13 protein-coding genes, 2 tRNA genes and 1 pseudogene are annotated in these 17,734 nt (G+C 55.6%); 9 read left to right on the forward strand and 7 right to left on the reverse strand.

All coding sequences use genetic code 11. From position 1 onward, the window contains the following. The first annotated feature begins 188 nt into the window (after positions 1-188). Both yoeI and L350_RS19885 read left to right on the forward strand, forming a co-directional pair. On the forward strand, positions 189-251 hold the full coding sequence (gene yoeI, locus L350_RS24135) for a membrane protein YoeI (RefSeq protein ID WP_099458931.1): 63 nt from the start codon (positions 189-191) through the stop codon (positions 249-251). After that, positions 241-1,599: an APC family permease gene (locus L350_RS19885; protein WP_022648602.1), complete on the forward strand. Its 1,359-nt coding sequence runs from the start codon at positions 241-243 to the stop codon at positions 1,597-1,599. The genes yoeI and L350_RS19885 overlap by 11 nt, the downstream gene beginning before the upstream one ends. A 123-nt stretch (positions 1,600-1,722) precedes the next feature. On the opposite strand, the gene sbcB is transcribed toward L350_RS19885, so the two are convergent. After that, on the reverse strand, positions 1,723-3,159 hold the full coding sequence (gene sbcB / locus L350_RS19880) for an exodeoxyribonuclease I (RefSeq protein WP_400182190.1): 1,437 nt from the start codon (positions 3,157-3,159) through the stop codon (positions 1,723-1,725). Positions 3,160-3,350: 191 nt separating this feature from the next. Between sbcB and dacD the strand changes: the two genes are divergently transcribed. The 4 genes from dacD to L350_RS19860 all read left to right on the forward strand — a co-directional run bounded on the left by dacD (position 3,351) and on the right by L350_RS19860 (position 6,748). Then, on the forward strand, positions 3,351-4,523 hold the full coding sequence (dacD, locus tag L350_RS19875; protein ID WP_144300339.1) for a serine-type D-Ala-D-Ala carboxypeptidase DacD: 1,173 nt from the start codon (positions 3,351-3,353) through the stop codon (positions 4,521-4,523). Positions 4,524-4,641: 118 nt separating this feature from the next. Then, complete coding sequence (gene sbmC / locus L350_RS19870) at positions 4,642-5,115, forward strand: DNA gyrase inhibitor SbmC (RefSeq protein ID WP_032623987.1); 474 nt, start codon at positions 4,642-4,644, stop codon at positions 5,113-5,115. Positions 5,116-5,206: 91 nt separating this feature from the next. Further along, positions 5,207-6,265, forward strand: coding sequence for an FUSC family protein (locus tag L350_RS19865; RefSeq protein ID WP_032623988.1), 1,059 nt, complete (start codon positions 5,207-5,209; stop codon positions 6,263-6,265). A 147-nt stretch (positions 6,266-6,412) separates the two neighbouring features. Continuing rightward, positions 6,413-6,748: a DUF496 family protein gene (locus L350_RS19860; protein WP_000450410.1), complete on the forward strand. Its 336-nt coding sequence runs from the start codon at positions 6,413-6,415 to the stop codon at positions 6,746-6,748. 136 nt (positions 6,749-6,884) lie between these two features. On the opposite strand, the gene L350_RS19855 is transcribed toward L350_RS19860, so the two are convergent. Beyond that, positions 6,885-6,960: transfer RNA gene (locus L350_RS19855), tRNA-Asn, on the reverse strand. A 161-nt stretch (positions 6,961-7,121) separates the two neighbouring features. On the opposite strand from L350_RS19855, the pseudogene emmdR reads away from it, so the two are divergent. After that, positions 7,122-8,605 (forward strand): annotated as a pseudogene (emmdR, locus tag L350_RS19850) (multidrug efflux MATE transporter EmmdR). Positions 8,606-8,708: 103 nt separating this feature from the next. Beyond that, positions 8,709-8,784 (forward strand) — tRNA-Asn (locus L350_RS19845). 131 nt (positions 8,785-8,915) lie between these two features. On the opposite strand, the gene L350_RS19840 is transcribed toward L350_RS19845, so the two are convergent. Beyond that, the gene (locus tag L350_RS19840) at positions 8,916-10,370 is read right to left on the reverse strand and encodes an AMP nucleosidase (protein ID WP_022648595.1); all 1,455 of its coding nucleotides are present in this window, start codon (positions 10,368-10,370) and stop codon (positions 8,916-8,918) included. Positions 10,371-10,446: 76 nt separating this feature from the next. Further along, positions 10,447-11,763 carry a shikimate transporter gene (shiA, locus tag L350_RS19835; protein ID WP_032623989.1) on the reverse strand — a complete coding sequence of 439 codons (1,317 nt, stop codon included), beginning with the start codon at positions 11,761-11,763 and terminating at the stop codon, positions 10,447-10,449. A 256-nt stretch (positions 11,764-12,019) separates the two neighbouring features. Between shiA and pagP the strand changes: the two genes are divergently transcribed. Then, entirely contained in the window at positions 12,020-12,595 is a 576-nt protein-coding gene (gene pagP, locus L350_RS19830) for a lipid IV(A) palmitoyltransferase PagP (RefSeq protein WP_032623990.1), read from the forward strand. On the opposite strand, the gene L350_RS19825 is transcribed toward pagP, so the two are convergent. The 3 genes from L350_RS19825 to L350_RS19815 are packed head-to-tail and all read right to left on the reverse strand — an operon-like array spanning position 12,592 to position 17,701. After that, positions 12,592-13,515 carry an acyltransferase gene (locus L350_RS19825; RefSeq protein ID WP_161956935.1) on the reverse strand — a complete coding sequence of 308 codons (924 nt, stop codon included), beginning with the start codon at positions 13,513-13,515 and terminating at the stop codon, positions 12,592-12,594. The genes pagP and L350_RS19825 overlap by 4 nt on opposite strands. 38 nt (positions 13,516-13,553) lie before the next feature. Continuing rightward, positions 13,554-16,616 carry an efflux RND transporter permease subunit gene (locus tag L350_RS19820; protein ID WP_032623993.1) on the reverse strand — a complete coding sequence of 1,021 codons (3,063 nt, stop codon included), beginning with the start codon at positions 16,614-16,616 and terminating at the stop codon, positions 13,554-13,556. Beyond that, positions 16,616-17,701 (reverse strand): efflux RND transporter periplasmic adaptor subunit, encoded by a 1,086-nt coding sequence (locus L350_RS19815; RefSeq protein WP_022648590.1) that lies wholly within the window; start codon positions 17,699-17,701, stop codon positions 16,616-16,618. Before L350_RS19815 ends, L350_RS19820 begins: the two co-directional genes overlap by 1 nt. Positions 17,702-17,734 lie beyond the last annotated feature (33 nt).

Here is a 17,734-nt window from a genome sequence, read left to right on the forward strand (position 1 = left end):
TATTGCCTTTTGTATCTGGAATAGGGCAAAATGCCGCCGCTGCAAACAAATGAATAATCGACGATATAAAAGGCGTCGGTTATTTTTTTTTGCATGTACGAAACGAAACTAAAAACCAAGAGGCCGGGCTTCGTACCGGATAGATATTTACTAAAATCCGACAGTTGTTGTCGCTGAGGAAGAAAGAAATGGGGCAATTTTTCGCTTACGTGGCGGTTATCACCGTAAAGGAGAATAACTATGTCGCATAACGCAACTCCAAACACCTCTCGCGTGGAATTACGTAAAACGCTTACGTTGATTCCGGTTGTTATGATGGGCCTTGCCTATATGCAACCGATGACGCTGTTCGATACATTCGGTATCGTATCAGGCCTTACTGACGGTCACGTTGCAACGGCGTACGCCTTTGCACTGGTCGCCATTCTCTTTACAGCGCTGAGCTACGGTAAACTGGTTCGCCGTTTCCCGTCCGCAGGCTCTGCGTACACCTATGCTCAGAAATCCATTAGCCCGGCTGTTGGCTTTATGGTGGGCTGGTCATCACTGCTGGACTACCTGTTCATGCCGATGATCAACATTCTGCTGGCAAAAATTTACTTCGAAGCGCTGGTACCTTCCGTACCGTCGTGGATCTTCGTTGTGGCGCTGGTGGCCTTTATGACCATCTCTAACCTGCGCAGCATCAAGACCGTGGCTAACTTCAACACCCTGATCGTGATCCTTCAGATGGGGATTGTTGCGGTTATCGTTGGGCTGATCATCTACGGCGTTTCCCACGGTGAAGGCGCAGGTACGCTGACCAGCACCCGTCCGTTCTGGTCTGAAGGTGCGCACGTTGTGCCGATGATCACCGGGGCGACTATCCTGTGCTTCTCGTTCCTGGGCTTCGACGGTATCTCTTCTCTGTCTGAAGAGACCAAAGACGCTGAGCGCGTGATCCCGAAAGCGATTTTCCTGACCGCGCTGATTGGCGGCCTGATCTTCATCGGTGCGTCTTATTTCTTACAGCTGTACTTCCCGGATATCTCTCGCTTTAAAGATCCGGATGCATCGCAGCCTGAAATCATGCTGTACGTGGCGGGTAAAACCTTCCAGTGGGGCGTGCTGATCTTCTCCAGCGTCACCGTACTGGCATCCGGTATGGCAGCGCACGCGGGCGTTTCTCGTCTGATGTACGTGATGGGCCGTGACGGTGTGTTCCCAACTCGCTTCTTTGGTTACGTGCATCCGAAATGGCGTACCCCGGCGTGGAACGTACTGCTGGTGGGCGCGATTGCCCTGCTGGCAATCAAGTTCGACCTGGTAACGGCCACTGCGCTGATTAACTTTGGTGCGCTGGTGGCGTTCACCTTCGTTAACCTCTCCGTGATTTCGCAGTTCTGGATCCGTGAGAAGCGCAACAAGACGCTGAAGGACCACATCAACTATCTGGTGCTGCCAGTGTGTGGTGCCCTGACGGTGGGCGCCCTGTGGATCAACCTGGAAGAGAGCTCAATGGTTCTGGGTCTGATCTGGGGTGCAATCGGTCTGATTTACCTGGCTTGCGTAACGAAGAGCTTCCGCAACCCGGTTCCTCAGTACGAAGACGTCGCGTAAGACTGTGTCGGGTGGCGGCTATGCTCAACCCGACCTACAGTTTTGTAGGCCGGGTAAGCGTTAGCGCCAACCGGCAAAAAAAAAAGCCGGAGACATCGCCTCCGGCTTTTTTGTACCCGCTACTCAGACAATTTCTTGCGCGTACTGGAACAGCGCTTTCAGCAGCGCCTGTTTCTCAGCATTCCCTTCATACTGGCCGTAAAGCATCTCCAGCTCCTGGGCATAGCTATTAAGAAACTCAGGCGTAAACACGTTGCGCCGATGCTGTAACCAGCGCTCCTGCTCTGCTTCATCCAGCGAGCCTGGATAGTTGCGCGCACGGTAGTTAAACATCAGCTTCTCAATACGCGTGTCCGCAAAGGTGATATCCAGCGCGGGCAAATTACGCGGGTCGGTTTGCAGCACGATGTTCATCGCCGCGCGATCGGCATCGCTAAAGAAGCCGTTATAAAGCTGCGCATCCACATTCTCAGACGGCACGAACGGCTCTGCTTCGGCAAAAATGGCGACGACTTTCTCGCGCACCTGCGGGTTGTCGCGCAGCACTTTCAGGTTATCGAGGCAGTGCTGACGGTTAATCCCCAGCCGGTCGGCGTCTTCCGGGCGCAGCGTGTTGGCCTGCGCAAGCACCGGGCATTTATTGATGTGCACCAGTTTTACGGGTACGGCTGGCAGGTCACCCAGCGCCTCTTTCGGCGTATAAAGCCGTTCACGTAAGGTGTCGCTGTCGAGCTCAAGCAGCGGCGAGATATCCCCGGCAAGATCCACCATGATGACGGCGTTACGGTTGTCTGGATGCCAGGCAAGCGGCGCCACCCAGCTTGTGTTCCCGCGCCACGCACCGAACATCCCTGAAATATGCACCAGCGGTTTCATCTGCGGCACGTCAATCAGCGTCATCAGCTTTTGCTTGCTGCGATGGCTCAGCAGATACTCAAACAGGCGAGGCTGCGCGGTTTTTACGAGCTTCGCCATAGCGATGGTCGCGTAGACGTCTGCCATCGCGTCGTGGGCGTTGCTGTGCTCAATGCCGTTGGCCCGCGTCAGATGCTCGAGCCTGAAGCTCGGCAAGCCGTCGTCGTTCTCCGGCCAGTTAATTCCCTCCGGGCGCAGCGCATAGCAGGCGCGCATAATATCCAGCAAATCCCAGCGCGAATTGCGGTTCTGCCAGCTCCAGGCATACGGATCGTAGAAGTTGCGGTAGAAGATATTGCGCGTCACTTCATCGTCAAAACGGATGTTGTTGTAACCCACCACGCAGGTATTGGGCACCGTGAACAGGTCGTGGATGCGACGGGCAAATTCTGCTTCGCTAACGCCTTTATCCCGCGCTTCCTGAGGGGTGATGCCCGTCACCATCACCGCGCCCGGCTGCGGCAGATAGTCATCGGCGGGTTTACAGTAAAACACCTCGGGTTCGCCGATGACGTTAAATTCGTCATCGGTTCGGATAGCCGCAAACTGCGCCGGTCGGTCCAGCGCCGGATGGGTGCCAAAGGTTTCGTAATCGTGGAACAAAAAAGTCGGGCGCGCGGCAGAGTCAGACACCAGTAATCTCATCCTGTTAAAAATTGACGTCTCTATGGTAAACGATTGGGGTGAGCAGTCCGAATAAAAAGCACCTTCAGGCAAGAAATTTGCGAGATTTGTTCCGAAAAAATCTGCGTGCTGTCACATTTTTTTGCAATTAAGGCAGGTAACGACATCAGAACTCCCGTAAAAAGGTCATCGATTTTTACTGACCTGAGGATATACCGTTGAAACGCCGTCTGTTTATTGCTGTTTCTTTACTCGCTTCGAGTATTTCATCCGCGCTGGCTGCCGAGCCGCTGGATTTTTCACCTCAGCCGCCTGCCATCCAGGCAGGATCCTGGGTATTGATGGATTACACCACGGGTCAAATCTTAACGGCGGGCAACGAACATCAGCAGCGTAATCCGGCGAGCCTGACCAAACTGATGACGGGGTACGTTGTCGATCGTGCTATTGATAGCCACCGCATCAGCCCCGATGACATTGTGACGGTCGGACGTGACGCCTGGGCAAAAGGCAATCCGGTCTTTGACGGTTCGTCGCTGATGTTTCTGAAGGAGGGCGATCGGGTTTCCGTGCGCGATCTCAGCCGCGGCCTGATTGTTGATTCCGGCAATGACGCCTGCGTGGCGCTGGCGGATCACGTGGCGGGCGGTCAGCCGCAGTTCGTCAGGATGATGAATGACTACGTTGAAAAGCTGAACCTGCGCGATACCCACTTCGAAACCGTACACGGGCTGGATGCACCCGGTCAGCACAGCTCCGCTTACGATCTAGCCGTGCTTTCCCGGGCCATCATCCACGGCGAGCCTGAGTTCTACCACATGTACAGCGAGAAAAGTCTGACCTGGAACGGCATCACTCAGCAGAACCGCAACGGCCTGCTGTGGGATAAGACCATGAACGTGGATGGTCTGAAAACGGGACACACCTCGGGCGCGGGCTTTAACCTGATCGCCTCCGCGGTGGATGGTCAGCGTCGACTGATTGCGGTGGTGATGGGGGCAGACAGCCCGAAAGGACGTGAAGATCAGGCGCGCAAGCTGCTCCACTGGGGACAGCAAAATTTCGATACGGTGCAGATCCTGCATAACGGCAAAAAAGTGGGAACCGAACGCATCTGGTATGGCGATAAAGAGCAGATCGCGCTGGGCACGGATCAGGATTTCTGGCTGGCATTACCCGAAACGGAAGTGCCGAACATCAAGGCGAAATATGTAATGGATAAAAAAGAGCTGGAAGCGCCGATTGCCGCGCATCAGCGGGTAGGGGAGATCCAGCTGTACGATCGTGACAAGGTGGTAGCGCACTGGCCATTGGTTACGCTGGAGCGCGTTGAAAAGGGCGGCCTTTTCTCCCGCCTCGGCGATTATCTGCATCATAAACTCTAACCTTTTCGGGCAGACTGGCAGTGTTGCGAGTCTGCTCACATAATAAACACTCCTGGTTTGCCGATAATCTCGATTCTGCTTTATAGTGTATATATATACAGTAATAAACGGAGGCAGCATGGACTACAGCATCAGGCAGCAACAGAAACGTACGATCGCTGGCTTTCATCTCGTGGGGCCGTGGGAAAAGACGGTCAAGCAGGGATTTGAACAGCTGGTTATGTGGGTAGATGGACGTCATATTCAGCCGCAGGAGTGGGTGGCCGTTTATTATGACAATCCGGATGACGTGCCGGCGGAAAAGCTTCGCTGCGTTACCGCCGTAACGGTAGCGGACGATTTCACTATCCCTGATAACAGCGAAGGGGTAATGCTGACCGAAATTGCTGCCGGAGAGTATGCTATTGCCGCCGCGCGCGTCGATAATCATGATTTCGCTACCCCGTGGTATCAGTTCTTCAACTCCCTGCTGGAAGACAGCAAATTCCAGATTGCGCCAAAACCCTGCTTCGAACGCTATCTGAACGATGGCAATGCTGACGGCTACTGGGATATTGAGATGTTTGTACCGGTAGAGCACAAAGTGGGATAATCCTGCGAAACGCAGGGTTTTTCAGCCGGGCGCGATCCACCCGGCTGAAAACACAGTACAATTGTGGTTTGCCGTAAAGCTGGAGACGGGTGTGCGCCCCGACAAGTCATTAACCCCTTTTGAAATTCGGTTATACAAACATTATCGCGTGGTGCATGGTTGCCGCATTGCGCTGGCGTTTGTGCTGACCTTCGTACTGGTTCGTTTGCTGGATATCCCGGAAGGAACGTGGCCGCTGATCACGCTGGTGGTGGTGATGGGGCCGATCTCATTCTGGGGGAACGTGGTCCCTCGCGCTTTTGAACGCATAGGTGGTACCGTTTTAGGCTCGGCGCTTGGGCTTATCGCCCTGAAGCTGGAGCTAATTTCATTTCCGTTCATGTTGCTGTGGTGCGCGGTGGCGATGTTTCTTTGCGGATGGCTGGCCCTCGGCAAGAAACCGTATCAGGCGCTGCTGATTGGCATTACGCTCGCGGTAGTGGTCGGTGCACCGGCGGGCGATATGACCACCGCATTGTGGCGAAGCGGGGACGTGATCCTCGGCTCGTTGCTCGCCATGCTGTTTACCGGCATCTGGCCGCAGCGCGCCTTCCTGCACTGGCGCATTCAGATGGCAAACTACGTCACGGCATTTAACCGGGTTTACCAGGCCGGGTTTTCGCCGAATCTGATTGAGCGTCCGCGGCTGGAAAAGCACCTGCAAAAAATCCTTAATGATGTGGTCAAAATGCGCGGGTTAATTACCCCGGCAAGCAAAGAGACGCATATCCAGAAAGCCATTTTTGAAGCCATTCAAACGGTCAGCCGTAATCTGGTCTGTATGCTTGAACTGCAAATCAATGCCCACTGGGCCTCACGCCCCAGCCATCTTCTGATGCTCAACGCGCATACGCTGAAAGAGACGCAGCAGATGACGCAACAGACCCTGCTAACCATCGCTCATGCACTTTACGAAGGTAACCCACAGCCGATACGGGCGAACAGCGAGCGGCTGAATGACATCGTCATCGAGCTCAAACAGCTGATGAATGAGCGTCAGAGCGACAATGTGTCTGAAACGCCCATCCACGGCTATGTCTGGCTGAGTATGGAGCTGGCGCGACAGCTGGAGTTGTTATCGCAGCTGATTTGCCGGGCACTGCGCAAATAAAAAGCGTATGTGATGCCTGCTGCTTCGATTCAGCAACAATTAGGGTTATGATGGTTTTAAACGATATACTCATTGTCATTCGCAGCCGCTGTCTGTTAAAACGGTTGCTTTAACGAATCCGAATCTCACATTATCAGGGGTGTAAAAATGGAAACTACCAAGCCTTCGTTCCAGGATGTTCTGGAGTTCGTCCGCCTGTTCCGCCGCAAAAACAAGCTACAGCGCGAAATCCAGGACGTAGAGAAGAAGATCCGTGACAACCAGAAACGTGTCCTGCTGCTGGACAACCTGAGCGACTACATCAAGCCAGGTATGAGCGTTGAAGCCATTCAGGGCATCATCGCCAGCATGAAGAGCGATTATGAAGATCGCGTTGATGACTACATCATCAAAAACGCTGAGCTGTCCAAAGAGCGTCGCGACATCTCCAAAAAGCTGAAAGTGATGGGCGAAATCAAAAACGTCGACGCTAAAGGCGAGTAATCGCACACTCTGTTGCCCGGTGGCGCTGCGCTTACCGGGCCTACAGGACCCTAGGTCGGGTAAGTGTAGCGCCACCCGACAATTTACGTGGCGCAGAAAAGCAAAAAGCCTGCTCTAAAAGCAGGCTTTTTTAATTTGGCTCCTCTGACTGGACTCGAACCAGTGACATACGGATTAACAGTCCGCCGTTCTACCGACTGAACTACAGAGGAATCGTTGTGGAGGCTTATCTTAGCGGCGAAAAAACTTTTGTCAAACCTGATCTCAGGCAAAAGTGATTGTTTGATGATTCTGTCGTCATTTTGTTGTAAATCCAAACATAATTTTATGGAAAATACTTTGCAGGATACGCATTTCTGCCCCATCATTTGAAATGGAGTTTCAACTTTCTCGTTAAGGCCCATTTTGAACGTCACCGCACCCCTGCGCCAGGCGATTATGCGCACGCCCTGGTATGCAAAACGTAAGAGTTATCGAGTTCTGTTCTGGCGTGAAATCACCCCCCTTGCTGTGCCTATTTTCCTGGAGAATACCTGCGTCCTGTTGATGGGGGTGTTAAGCACCTTCCTGGTGAGCTGGCTCGGTAAAGAAGCCATGGCCGGGGTAGGGCTGGCGGACAGTTTCAACATGGTTGTGATGTCCTTCTTTGCCGCTATCGATCTCGGTACAACGGTAGTGGTGGCGTTTAGTCTTGGAAAACTCGATCCAAAACGCGCCCGGGAGGCGGCCAGACAGTCGCTGATGATCATGACCCTCTTTTCGATCATCCTGGCGGCGGTTATCCATTATTACGGCAAAGAAATTATCGACATCGTCGCGGGTGAAGCGACAGGTGAAGTGAAGGACCTGGCGCTCACCTATCTGGAAATGACGGTGCTGAGCTATCCGGCGGCTGCCATCGCGCTGATTGGTAGCGGTGCGCTTCGTGGCGCAGGGAATACCAAAATTCCGCTGCTAATAAATGGCGGCATGAACATCCTGAACATCATTATCAGCAGTGTTTTGATTTACGGTGTCTTTTCCTGGGAGGGGCTGGGCTTTGTCGGCGCGGGATTAGGGCTGACCATTTCCCGTTATATTGGTGCGGCGGCGATAATCGGCGTACTGATGGCGGGAATTACGCCATCGCTGCGCCTGACGCTTAAAAGCTATTTCCGTCCGCTTAACTTCGCCATTATCTGGGAAGTGATGGGGATCGGGATTCCGGCCAGCATCGAATCCGTGTTGTTTAATGGTGGGAAACTGCTGACGCAGATGTTTGTTGCCGGGATGGGAACAGACGTCATCGCCGGCAACTTTATTGCTTTCTCCATCGCCTCGCTCATTAACCTGCCCGGAAACGCACTGGGATCGGCGTCGACGATCATCACCGGCAGACGCCTCGGAAAAGGGCAGATTGGGCAGGCGGAACGGCAGCTTAGGCATGTCTTCTGGCTTTCAACCATTGGACTGACGGCGATTGCGTGGGGAACTGCGCCTTTAGCCGGGCTAATGGCCTCGTTCTATACGCACGAAAATGACGTGAAAGAGGTCGTGAAGGTGCTGATTTGGCTCAACGCGGCGTTTATGCCAATTTGGGCCGCGTCCTGGGTACTTCCTGCCGGGCTGAAAGGGGCGCGCGATGCCCGGTTTGCGATGTGGGTCTCCATGCTCGGCATGTGGGGCTGCCGCGTCGTGGCGGGCTACACGCTGGGGGTAATGTTAGGTATGGGCGTTGTCGGCGTCTGGCTGGGGATGTTCCTTGACTGGGCCGTGCGCGGGGCGCTGTTCTACTGGCGCATGGTGAGCGGACGCTGGCTGTGGAAATATCCGCGAAAAAAAACGGAGCAGGAGGTTTCGGAAACGGCAAGTGCCTGACAAATGTGCGAAGTGGAGAATAAATCGGCAAACGATTGAAAATCTGCATTCACCCTTTGACATCCTCAGGGCGCATCGATAATATGCGCCCCGTTCACACGATTCCTCTGTAGTTCAGTCGGTAGAACGGCGGACTGTTAATCCGTATGTCACTGGTTCGAGTCCAGTCAGAGGAGCCAAATTTAAAAAGCCTGCTTTTAAGCAGGCTTTTTGCTTTTCTGCGTTCAGTAAAATTGTCGGGTGGCGCTCCGCTTACCCGACCTACAGAATCTCAGGCCGGGTAAGCGGTGTGCGTGAAATGTCCTTAGTATCACCTAAACGGTGGCTCATTGAAGGTGCGCAGCTTACGGGAATGCAGTTTGTCGCCCTCTGCACGCAGTAAATCGATGGCGCGAATACCAATCTGAAGGTGCTCTGAGATCGCCCCTTCGTAGAAACGGTTCGCCTGACCCGGCAGTTTGATCTCGCCGTGCAGCGGTTTATCGGACACGCACAGCAGCGTGCCGTACGGGACGCGGAAGCGGTAGCCCTGCGCGGCAATGGTGGCGCTTTCCATATCGATCGCGACCGCACGGCTGAGATTGAAACGCAGGGCGGAGGCGGAATAGCGAAGCTCCCAGTTACGATCGTCGGTGGTGACGACCGTACCGGTACGCAGGCGCTGCTTCACCTCTTCACCCGGCATGCCGCTCACCTCTTTGGTGGCGTCGTACAGGGCGCGCTGTACTTCCGCAATACTCGGGATAGGAATGTCCGGCGGCAGAACCGCGTCAAGGACATGGTCGTCACGCAGATAAGCGTGGGCGAGGACATAATCACCAATCAGCTGGCTTTCACGCAGGCCGCCGCAGTGGCCGATCATCAGCCAGACGTCCGGGCGCAGAACCGCCAGATGGTCGCAGATGGTTTTTGCATTCGACGGGCCAACGCCGATGTTAATCAACGTAATGCCCTGACCGTCGGCGGTGACCAGGTGCCAGGCGGGCATCTGGTGCTTTTTCCACGCCAGGTCGGAGATGGCCTCTTCCGGTGCTTCGGTTTCGGCGGTGATCCAGATCCCGCCCGCGCAGGAGAGAGCGATGTAAGGGCTGTCCGGGTCAAGGATCTGGCTACAGCCCCAGCGGACAAATTCGTCTACATAGCGGGTGTAGTTGGTAAACAGTACGAACGGCTGGAAATGTTCGGCTGGGGTGCCGGTGTAGTGGCGCAGGCGTGCCAGCGAAAAATCGACACGGCGGGCATCAAAGTGCGACAGCGGTGAAAACTCTGCCGGGTGATAGATCCCGTCCGCCGTCTCATCGCCAATCTGCGACAGCTCAGTGGTCGGGAAATGGCGGGTCAGCCCCGCGCTCATGGAGCGATCCAGCGTCAGCGCTGAGCCGTCTATCACGTACGGGTAAGGGATCTCGTGCAGGGACGGTTCAACGCTGATATGCGCGCCGTAATCCTGATACAGCAGGGTAAGCTGCTCTTCCAGATAGGGGCGGAACAGCGCAGGTCGCGTGATGGTCGTGCTGTAACAGCCGGAGTGGGTGAAACGCGCATAGGCGCGGGTTTTCGGATTGCTGCTGGCGCTGCCGTCCCAGGTGACAGAGAGCGATGGATAAACAAAAAGGCCCTGGGTTCTGGCCTTTTCATCGGGAAGTTTCCCTGTTTCGATATAGTCACTGATGGCGCTGCGCAGTGCATTGACGGACTGTTCATACAGCGCGTCGAGTTTTTCCAGCGCCTGAGCCGGGGTCAGGCTGGAGCCCTTATTATTCATGTCTGTCTCCTTGTTCCACAGGTGTGCGGCTATACCCGATAGTATGTCACACGCCTGTGAAACAAAAGTGAGGAGATCAGCTGTGCGCGGTTTCCTTCATCAACAGGGCGGTGGCAGCAGAAAGCAGGCAACCTGCCAGCAGATAAATCGCCACGCTATGCCAGTTCCCGCCGGAGAACGTCACCAGCGCGGCGGCGATAAACGGCGTAAACCCGCCGCCGACCACGCTCGCCACCTGATATCCCACGCCCGCGCCGCTGTAGCGGTAGTTTGCGCCAAACAGCTCGGTAAACATCGGCTGCTGCACGCAGACCACCATATCGTGAGCGATGTTCGCAAGCATGATCGCAAAGAAGACAATCCAGAAGACCGACTGGGCCTCCAGCGCCATAAAGAACGGCCAGGCGCTGAGTGTGCCGATGAGCGCCCCGGTGATATACACCCGTCGACGGCCAAAGCGATCCGCCAGCCAGGCGAAGCAGGGGATGGTCAGGCAGCTGATCCCGCCCACCACCAGGCCAATGTTCAGGAACAATTCCCGCGGCAGACCGAGGTTTTGCGTGGAGTAGTTGAGGGCGAAGGCGGTGACGATATACATCGTCAGCAGTTCGCACAGGCGCAGGGCGATAATTTTCAGAAAAGCGCCAGGGTGCTGCACCAGCGCTTCCATCACCGGCAGCCGTTTTTTCGCGACCGGTTTTTCGCGTTGCTGCTGCTCAAACTCAGCCGACTCTTCCATGCCGTTACGGATCCACAGGGCCACCACGACCAGCACAATGCTGAAGATAAACGGAATACGCCAGCCCCAGCTCAGGAACTGCTCGTCTGTCGTGAGCTGGCTTATGAGCGACACCAGGCCCGTGGAGAGCAGCAGACCCACGCCATAACCTACCTGCACGCCGCTGCTGTAGAACGCTTTCTTATTCTTCGGCGCGCTTTCCACGGACAGCAGTGCCGCGCCGCCCCATTCGCCGCCGACGGCAAAGCCCTGAATGGCGCGAAGCGTCACCAGCAACACCGGGGCCCACCAGCCAATCGATGCAAAGGAGGGCAAAATACCGATCAGCGCGGTGGCAATGCCCATCATCCAGACGGTGAGCATCAGCATGCGCTTACGGCCAAGGCGATCGCCGAAGTGGCCGAAAATTATCCCGCCCAGCGGACGAAACAGAAAACCGACGCCGAAGGTGGCAAACGCAGCAAGCGTGCCCATGGCGGGGCTGATCTGAGGAAAGAATTCACGGTTAAAGACCAGCGCAGCGGTAATACCGTAGAGCAGAAAGTCATACCAGTCGACGACGGCGCCTGCGAAGCTACCTAAAGCGGCGCGGCGGGCGCGGTTAAGCGAAGGTGTCTCCTCGTTGCGGCGAGCGGAGATGAGGGTGGAGTCCATAGTTGTCCTGTCTGTACTGATTTTTAATTATTGGTATAAGAAAAGGTCACTCACGTTGCAGCCGTCATATTGACGGAACGTATGAGACTACCGCGACAGACGGCCTGAGAAAACGTTTTTATCTTTCCTGAAAGCGCAGAATCAATAAATTTCATCTTATCGGGTCCCAATATAAATCAGCCTGTTTGGCTCCGGTTAGGGCTGAATGGTTTACAGTAATAATGATCGCTGTGTGACGTAAGCTGAGGGAATAACGATGCAACGCCTCTTTCCTGCACTCTGGGTAGTCCTGTTTTTGGTGGCTTCGCCGCTGCATGCGGAGCCAAAAGTCTACGGCGAACAGCGCATCCACCGCTGGTGGGATGCGGTAACAGACGATATTTCCCAGACCTGGGAGCAGCCAGATCGTTACGATCTCTACCTGCCGTTTCTGAGCTGGCATGCCCGCTTTATGTATGACAAAGAGAAAACGGATAACTACAACGAAATGCCGTGGGGCGGCGGACTGGGCGTTTCTCGCTACAACGACGAGGGCAACTGGAGCGCACTCTTTGCCATGATGTTTAAAGATTCACATAGCGAGTGGCAGCCCGCGATGGGCTACGGCTGGGAAAAGGGCTGGTATCTGGATAACGCAAAAGATTTCCGTCTGGGGCTGGGGGCCGCCGCGGGGATCACCGCGCGCGACGACTTTGCCAACTATGTCCCGCTGCCATTTATCTTCCCGCTTTTTTCTGCCGGATATAAGCGCGTCACCGTCCAGTTCACCTATATTCCCGGAACCTACAACAACGGCAACGTGCTGTTTGCCTGGCTGCGCCTGGGCTTTTAAAGTGTGATCACTTTTTTGGCCACTGCGTTGGACAGAATCAGCAGCGAAAACAGGACCGACGTAACAAAGGTGAGCACAATCAGAGCAAGTTTGGTGCTCAGGGACGTTACCGGAATGAGCGCCGTCAGCAGGTGAAACACCGAGTAGTGCATGATATAGACCCCGGTCATCGTTTTGCTAATGGCGGCCAGCACGGACTCTTTAAACTCCGCATTGCGGCGAAAACGAACGCCGTTGGCCGCAATCACCAGGGCGATAATCAGAATGTAGATTTGCGATCCGGTGAGGATAAAGGCGTTTCTGTCCGCTTTAAATAGCGCAAAAAAGAAATGCCGTTCGTAAAACCACGTGAAGAGATAGATAAACGGTATGGCAATCACCGCTGCCCTGACCACATTTTTGCGGCCGATCCACGCCGCAATCTGCGGATCGCAAAAGAGCTGCCCCGTCAGATAAAACAGCAGCCACGTCCACAGGCGATACTGCGGCGACAATGAAAGCACGTGGACATCAGGATAGAGGGCTGACAGCAAATCGTACCCGTATGAGAAAAGCAGCAGGGTGGCAATCACCCCGCAAAACAGCGTTCGCCGCTGGCTGAGCCACTCCACCGCCGGATGAAAAGTGTAAATCACGACAAACGCGAACACGAACCAGGGCTGGATCAGATATCCGCGCTGATAGGGCTCCCACAGGTAGTAAATGGTTACCCAGAACAGAAAGACGATCACCAGGCTTTTGATCTTATCCAGCTGCCAGCGCGTGCCGTGTCGGGATTGCCCATCCAGATACCCTGCAACCACAAAAAACAACGGCGTGGCGATGGTCGAAATGAAGGTTAAAAAACCGAGGATCCAGTGATAGTCATAATCGTAATGGTCCCAGGTGTTGTAGATGGTGAAGAAGGTGACCGCCGTCATACAGCCCAGCGTCTTGATGATGTTCAGCCCTGTCGCATTCATTGTTGTTCAGCTTCGTCCTTACGATGAAAACACGCGTAAATTACGGGGAGTACCAGCAGCGTCAGGATTGTAGCAAACCCAAGCCCAAACATAATCACAACGGCCATGCTCTGGAAGAACACATCCAGCAGCAGGGGGGCGAGGCCAAGCACGGTCGTAAAGGCGGTGAGCAGGATGGGACGCAGGCGCGACGTGGCGGCGTAAACGATCGCACTGTGCTGATCCTGCTGCGCTTTCTGCTGCTCTATCTCTTCCACCAGCACAATGCCGTTGCGGATCAGCATCCCGCTCAGGCTCAGCAGGCCAATCAGTGCCATAAAGCCAAAGGGGATCCCGGTAAGTAAAAAACCGGGCGTAACGCCGATCAGCGCCAGCGGCACGGTCAGCCAGATAGCGACGGCGTTTTTCACCGAACTGAACATCAGCACCGTGATCACAAACATCACCAGATACCCGAGCGGCAGCGTGGTAAATAGCCCCTGCTGCGCTTCGCTGGAGTTCTCCGCGTCCCCGCCCCATTCGATGCTGTAGCCGTGGGGCAGAGGCAGGGCATCTATTTGCGGCTTCACGCGGGCGAGAATATCGCCGGACGTTTGCTGGCTTAGCGGGTCAGGGTCGGTCTGCACGGTCAGCACGCGCGAGCGGTCGCGACGCAGGATCAGCGGATCTTCCCACTCCAGCGCGAAGCCGCTGACGACGTTGCTCAGCGGAATATACTGCTGACGGGTCTGGCTCCATACCAGGACGTTATTCAGGTGATTGGCGTCCAGCCGTTCACTTTCCGGCGGGCGCACCACCACGGGTAACAGGTCGCTTCCTTCTCTGTACAGTCCCGCCCGGCTGCCGGAGAAATTCATCTCCAGGGCGTTATCGACGTCCTGCTTATCCACGCCAAGCTCACGTCCCAGCGCGGTGACGTACTGCGGGCGGATCACTTTGCTGCGGTTTTGCCAGTCGTTCCTGACGCTGTCCGTCGCCGGATCGCGCGTAAGAATGTTGTCTACCTGGCTGGCGATCAGACGCAGCCTGTCCGGATCGGGGCCCTTAATACGTATTTCAATGGCGCTGTCACCGGAGGGGCCAAACATCACCCGTTTCGTGCTGGCATTAACCTGCGGGTAGTTCCGTGCGATGTACTCATCAACGTGGCGGGTCAGGGCGGGGATGTTACGCTGGTCGTCCATTCTCACCATGATTTGTGCATAGTTGCTGTACTGCCGCTGTCCGCTGTAGGTCAAAATAAATCGCATACTTCCCTGACCAATCGTCGAGACCGTAGTTTCCACGCCAGGCTGACCGTTAATGGTTTTCTCGATATCACCGGTCATCTTCTCGGTCCAGTTAATGTCGGTCCCGTAAGGAAGCCAGAGGTCGACAAAGAAAATTGGCGTACTGGATGAGGGGAAGAAGTTCTGCCGCACCGAGCCAAAGCCCCAGATGGCGGCAGCCAGCAGTGCGGCCATCACCATCAGCGTTGGCGCTTTACGCCGTAACAGCGCGTTGAGCACCGCCTGATAGATCCGATAGATGCGTTTGTCGTAGGGATCCGTTTTGTCGGCGTCTGGCGGTGCAGCGTCATGTTTAAACAGCCACCATTTAATCAGCACCGGCGTAATGGTGAGGGCTGAGAACCAGCTCAGCATCAGTGAAATCAACAGCACCTGAAACAGCGACTTACAGTATTCGCCAGTGGAATCCTGCGACAGCCCGACGGGCGCAAAAGCCAGGATGGCGATGACCGTCGCACCCAGCAGCGGCAGCGCAGAGCGGCGAATTATAGCGTTAATGGCGTTAAGCAGGGGCGAGCCCTGCTGCCGGGCTATCAGTACCCCTTCGACAACCACAATGGCGTTATCGACCAGCATACTGAGGGCGATGATCAGCGCCCCCAGTGAAATACGCTGTAGTTCTATGCCCCAGAGATACATGATCAGCAGCGTGCCCAGCACGTTGAGCGCGAGGGAAAAGGCGATAATGAGCCCGCTGCGTAAGCCCATAAAGATCAGCAACACACCGACGACAATCGCCAGCGCCATCAGGAAATTAATGATAAATCCGTTGACGGAATGCCCGACCTCCGCCGCCTGATCGTAAAACAGGTCGATATGGATACCTGCCGGTTTCTCGGCTGACATCTGATCAAGCTTCGCCTCCAGGGCATGTCCCACGTCGATCACGTTAACGCCGGGTATAAAGGAGACGCCCATGGTGACGGCTTTTCTGCCGTTGGCATGGTAGATGCTGGCAGGGGACGCATCCAGCCCGCGTGACAGGGTGGCAATATCCCGTAAACGGGTAGCCGCCCCAACGCCGGGCGGGGTCACTATGAGATCGGCCAGCTCGTCAATACTTTCGAATTCACCGGTAGGATGCAGACGAATTGACTCAGTACCGGAGGGGATCTCTCCCGCGCTGGAAACCACGTTCAGCCTGCTGAGCTGGGCAGAAAGCTGGTTAAGCGTAATCCCGCGCGCGGCCATTTTGCTCAGAGAAATGTCCACGTTAATCTGCTGGGTGAGGGCTCCGCCGATGGCCACTTTGCCCACGCCCGGCACGAGGACCAACTCCCGGCGCAGCTGCTCGGCATACCGCACCAGTTCCGGATTGCTGAATTCATCGCCGGAAATGGCAAAGAAAAAGCCGAACACATCGCCAAAATCGTCATTCACAAACGGGGTCACTACCCCCGGTGGAAACTGTCGGGCGGCATCTCCCACCCGGCGTCGCAGTTCATCCCAGATTTGCGGCAGCGCATTTGAGTGGTAGCGCGAGGCTATATTGACCGTGATCTGCGACAGGCCGCTGGAGGAGATGGAGCTGACGTTATCCAGGTAAGGTAACTGCTGAAGCGCGTTTTCCAGCGGCAGGGTGACCTCTTCCTCAACCTGCTGCGCCGACGCGCCCGGATAATGAGTGATTACCACCGCCGTTTTGATGGTAAACGCCGGATCTTCCAGTCTGCCGATGTTCAACAGGGCAATAATGCCACCTACGCCCAGCAGCAGAATAGTCAGCCAGACGCGAACCGGGTTGCTGATAAACTGACGAGAGATATCCATTACAGTCCCCGTTCACGCGTCCAGATACGTACCGGCTGGTTGGGATGTAACTCCCCAACGCCTGCGGCCACCACGCGTTCACCCGCCTTAAGCCCACCGACGATGACGACCCCCTCAGCGCTGACTTGCCCGACGCTGACCTTACGATCTTCCAGGTGCAACGTATCGCCTTCGCCCGTCACCACCCAGACGTGTGGCTCATTGCGCGGGCGGTTATCCGGGTTAAAGACCGCTTCAACCGGCACCACCAGCGCCTCACTGCCCACGCCCGCCGGTAGGTTGGTTAAATTGATGGTGACCGTTCCGCTGACGCCGCCCACGACGGGAAAATCATCCGGGCGGGGCATGGTTAAAATCACCTGCCAGGTCAATGTGTTGCTGTCGCTACTGCCTGAGTGCTCTTTGTACACAGCGGTAAACTCGCGACCGGGCAGGGCGTTGATCCTCACTACCGGTTTGTACTGCGCATTGCGGATATCGAAGGTGTTAAACAGGTTCTCTGGAAGGCTGAACACCACGTCCAGCAGGTCGGTACGGGTCAGGGTGACGACGGGCTGGCCGGCTGAGACGACCTGATGATTTCGCACATGTACGCTGGCCGCTGTCCCGCTAAAGGGGGCGACGAGCGTCATCTGGCTTAATTCCTCGCGAGCAATCTGTAGCGCGGCGTTTGCAGAATCGCGGTTTGCGCGCTGGACATCCATCTCGGCCTTCGACACGGCCTGGCGTCCTGCCAGGGTCTGGAAGCGGTCGAACTGCCGCTGAGCCAGGGTCGCCGCCGTTTGCCTGTCGTTCAGACGCTGCCGGGCTTCGCGATCGTTAAGACTGGCGAGCCGTTGCCCCTGTTTGACAACGGCACCCTGGCGAATGTCCAGGGTCTCAATCTGCCCGGCACGTTTGAACGCGAGATCGGTGGCGTCGCCGGATTCGATACGCGCGGGAAATACGCGCTGCTGCGCGTTGCCGGCCTTCACCACCTCTGCGACTTTTACCATTTTTGGCAGGGGCGCGGCGCGGTCGGGTTTGGGGTCGCACGCCGTCAGCAGCAATAAAACAGCAGGCAGAAGAGAGAGGTAGCGCTTCACAGTATTCCCCTGATAATAATTGTTTTATTTATT

This window comes from Enterobacter sp. MGH 4 (genome assembly GCF_000534735.1).
Taxonomy (GTDB): domain Bacteria; phylum Pseudomonadota; class Gammaproteobacteria; order Enterobacterales; family Enterobacteriaceae; genus Enterobacter; species Enterobacter intestinihominis.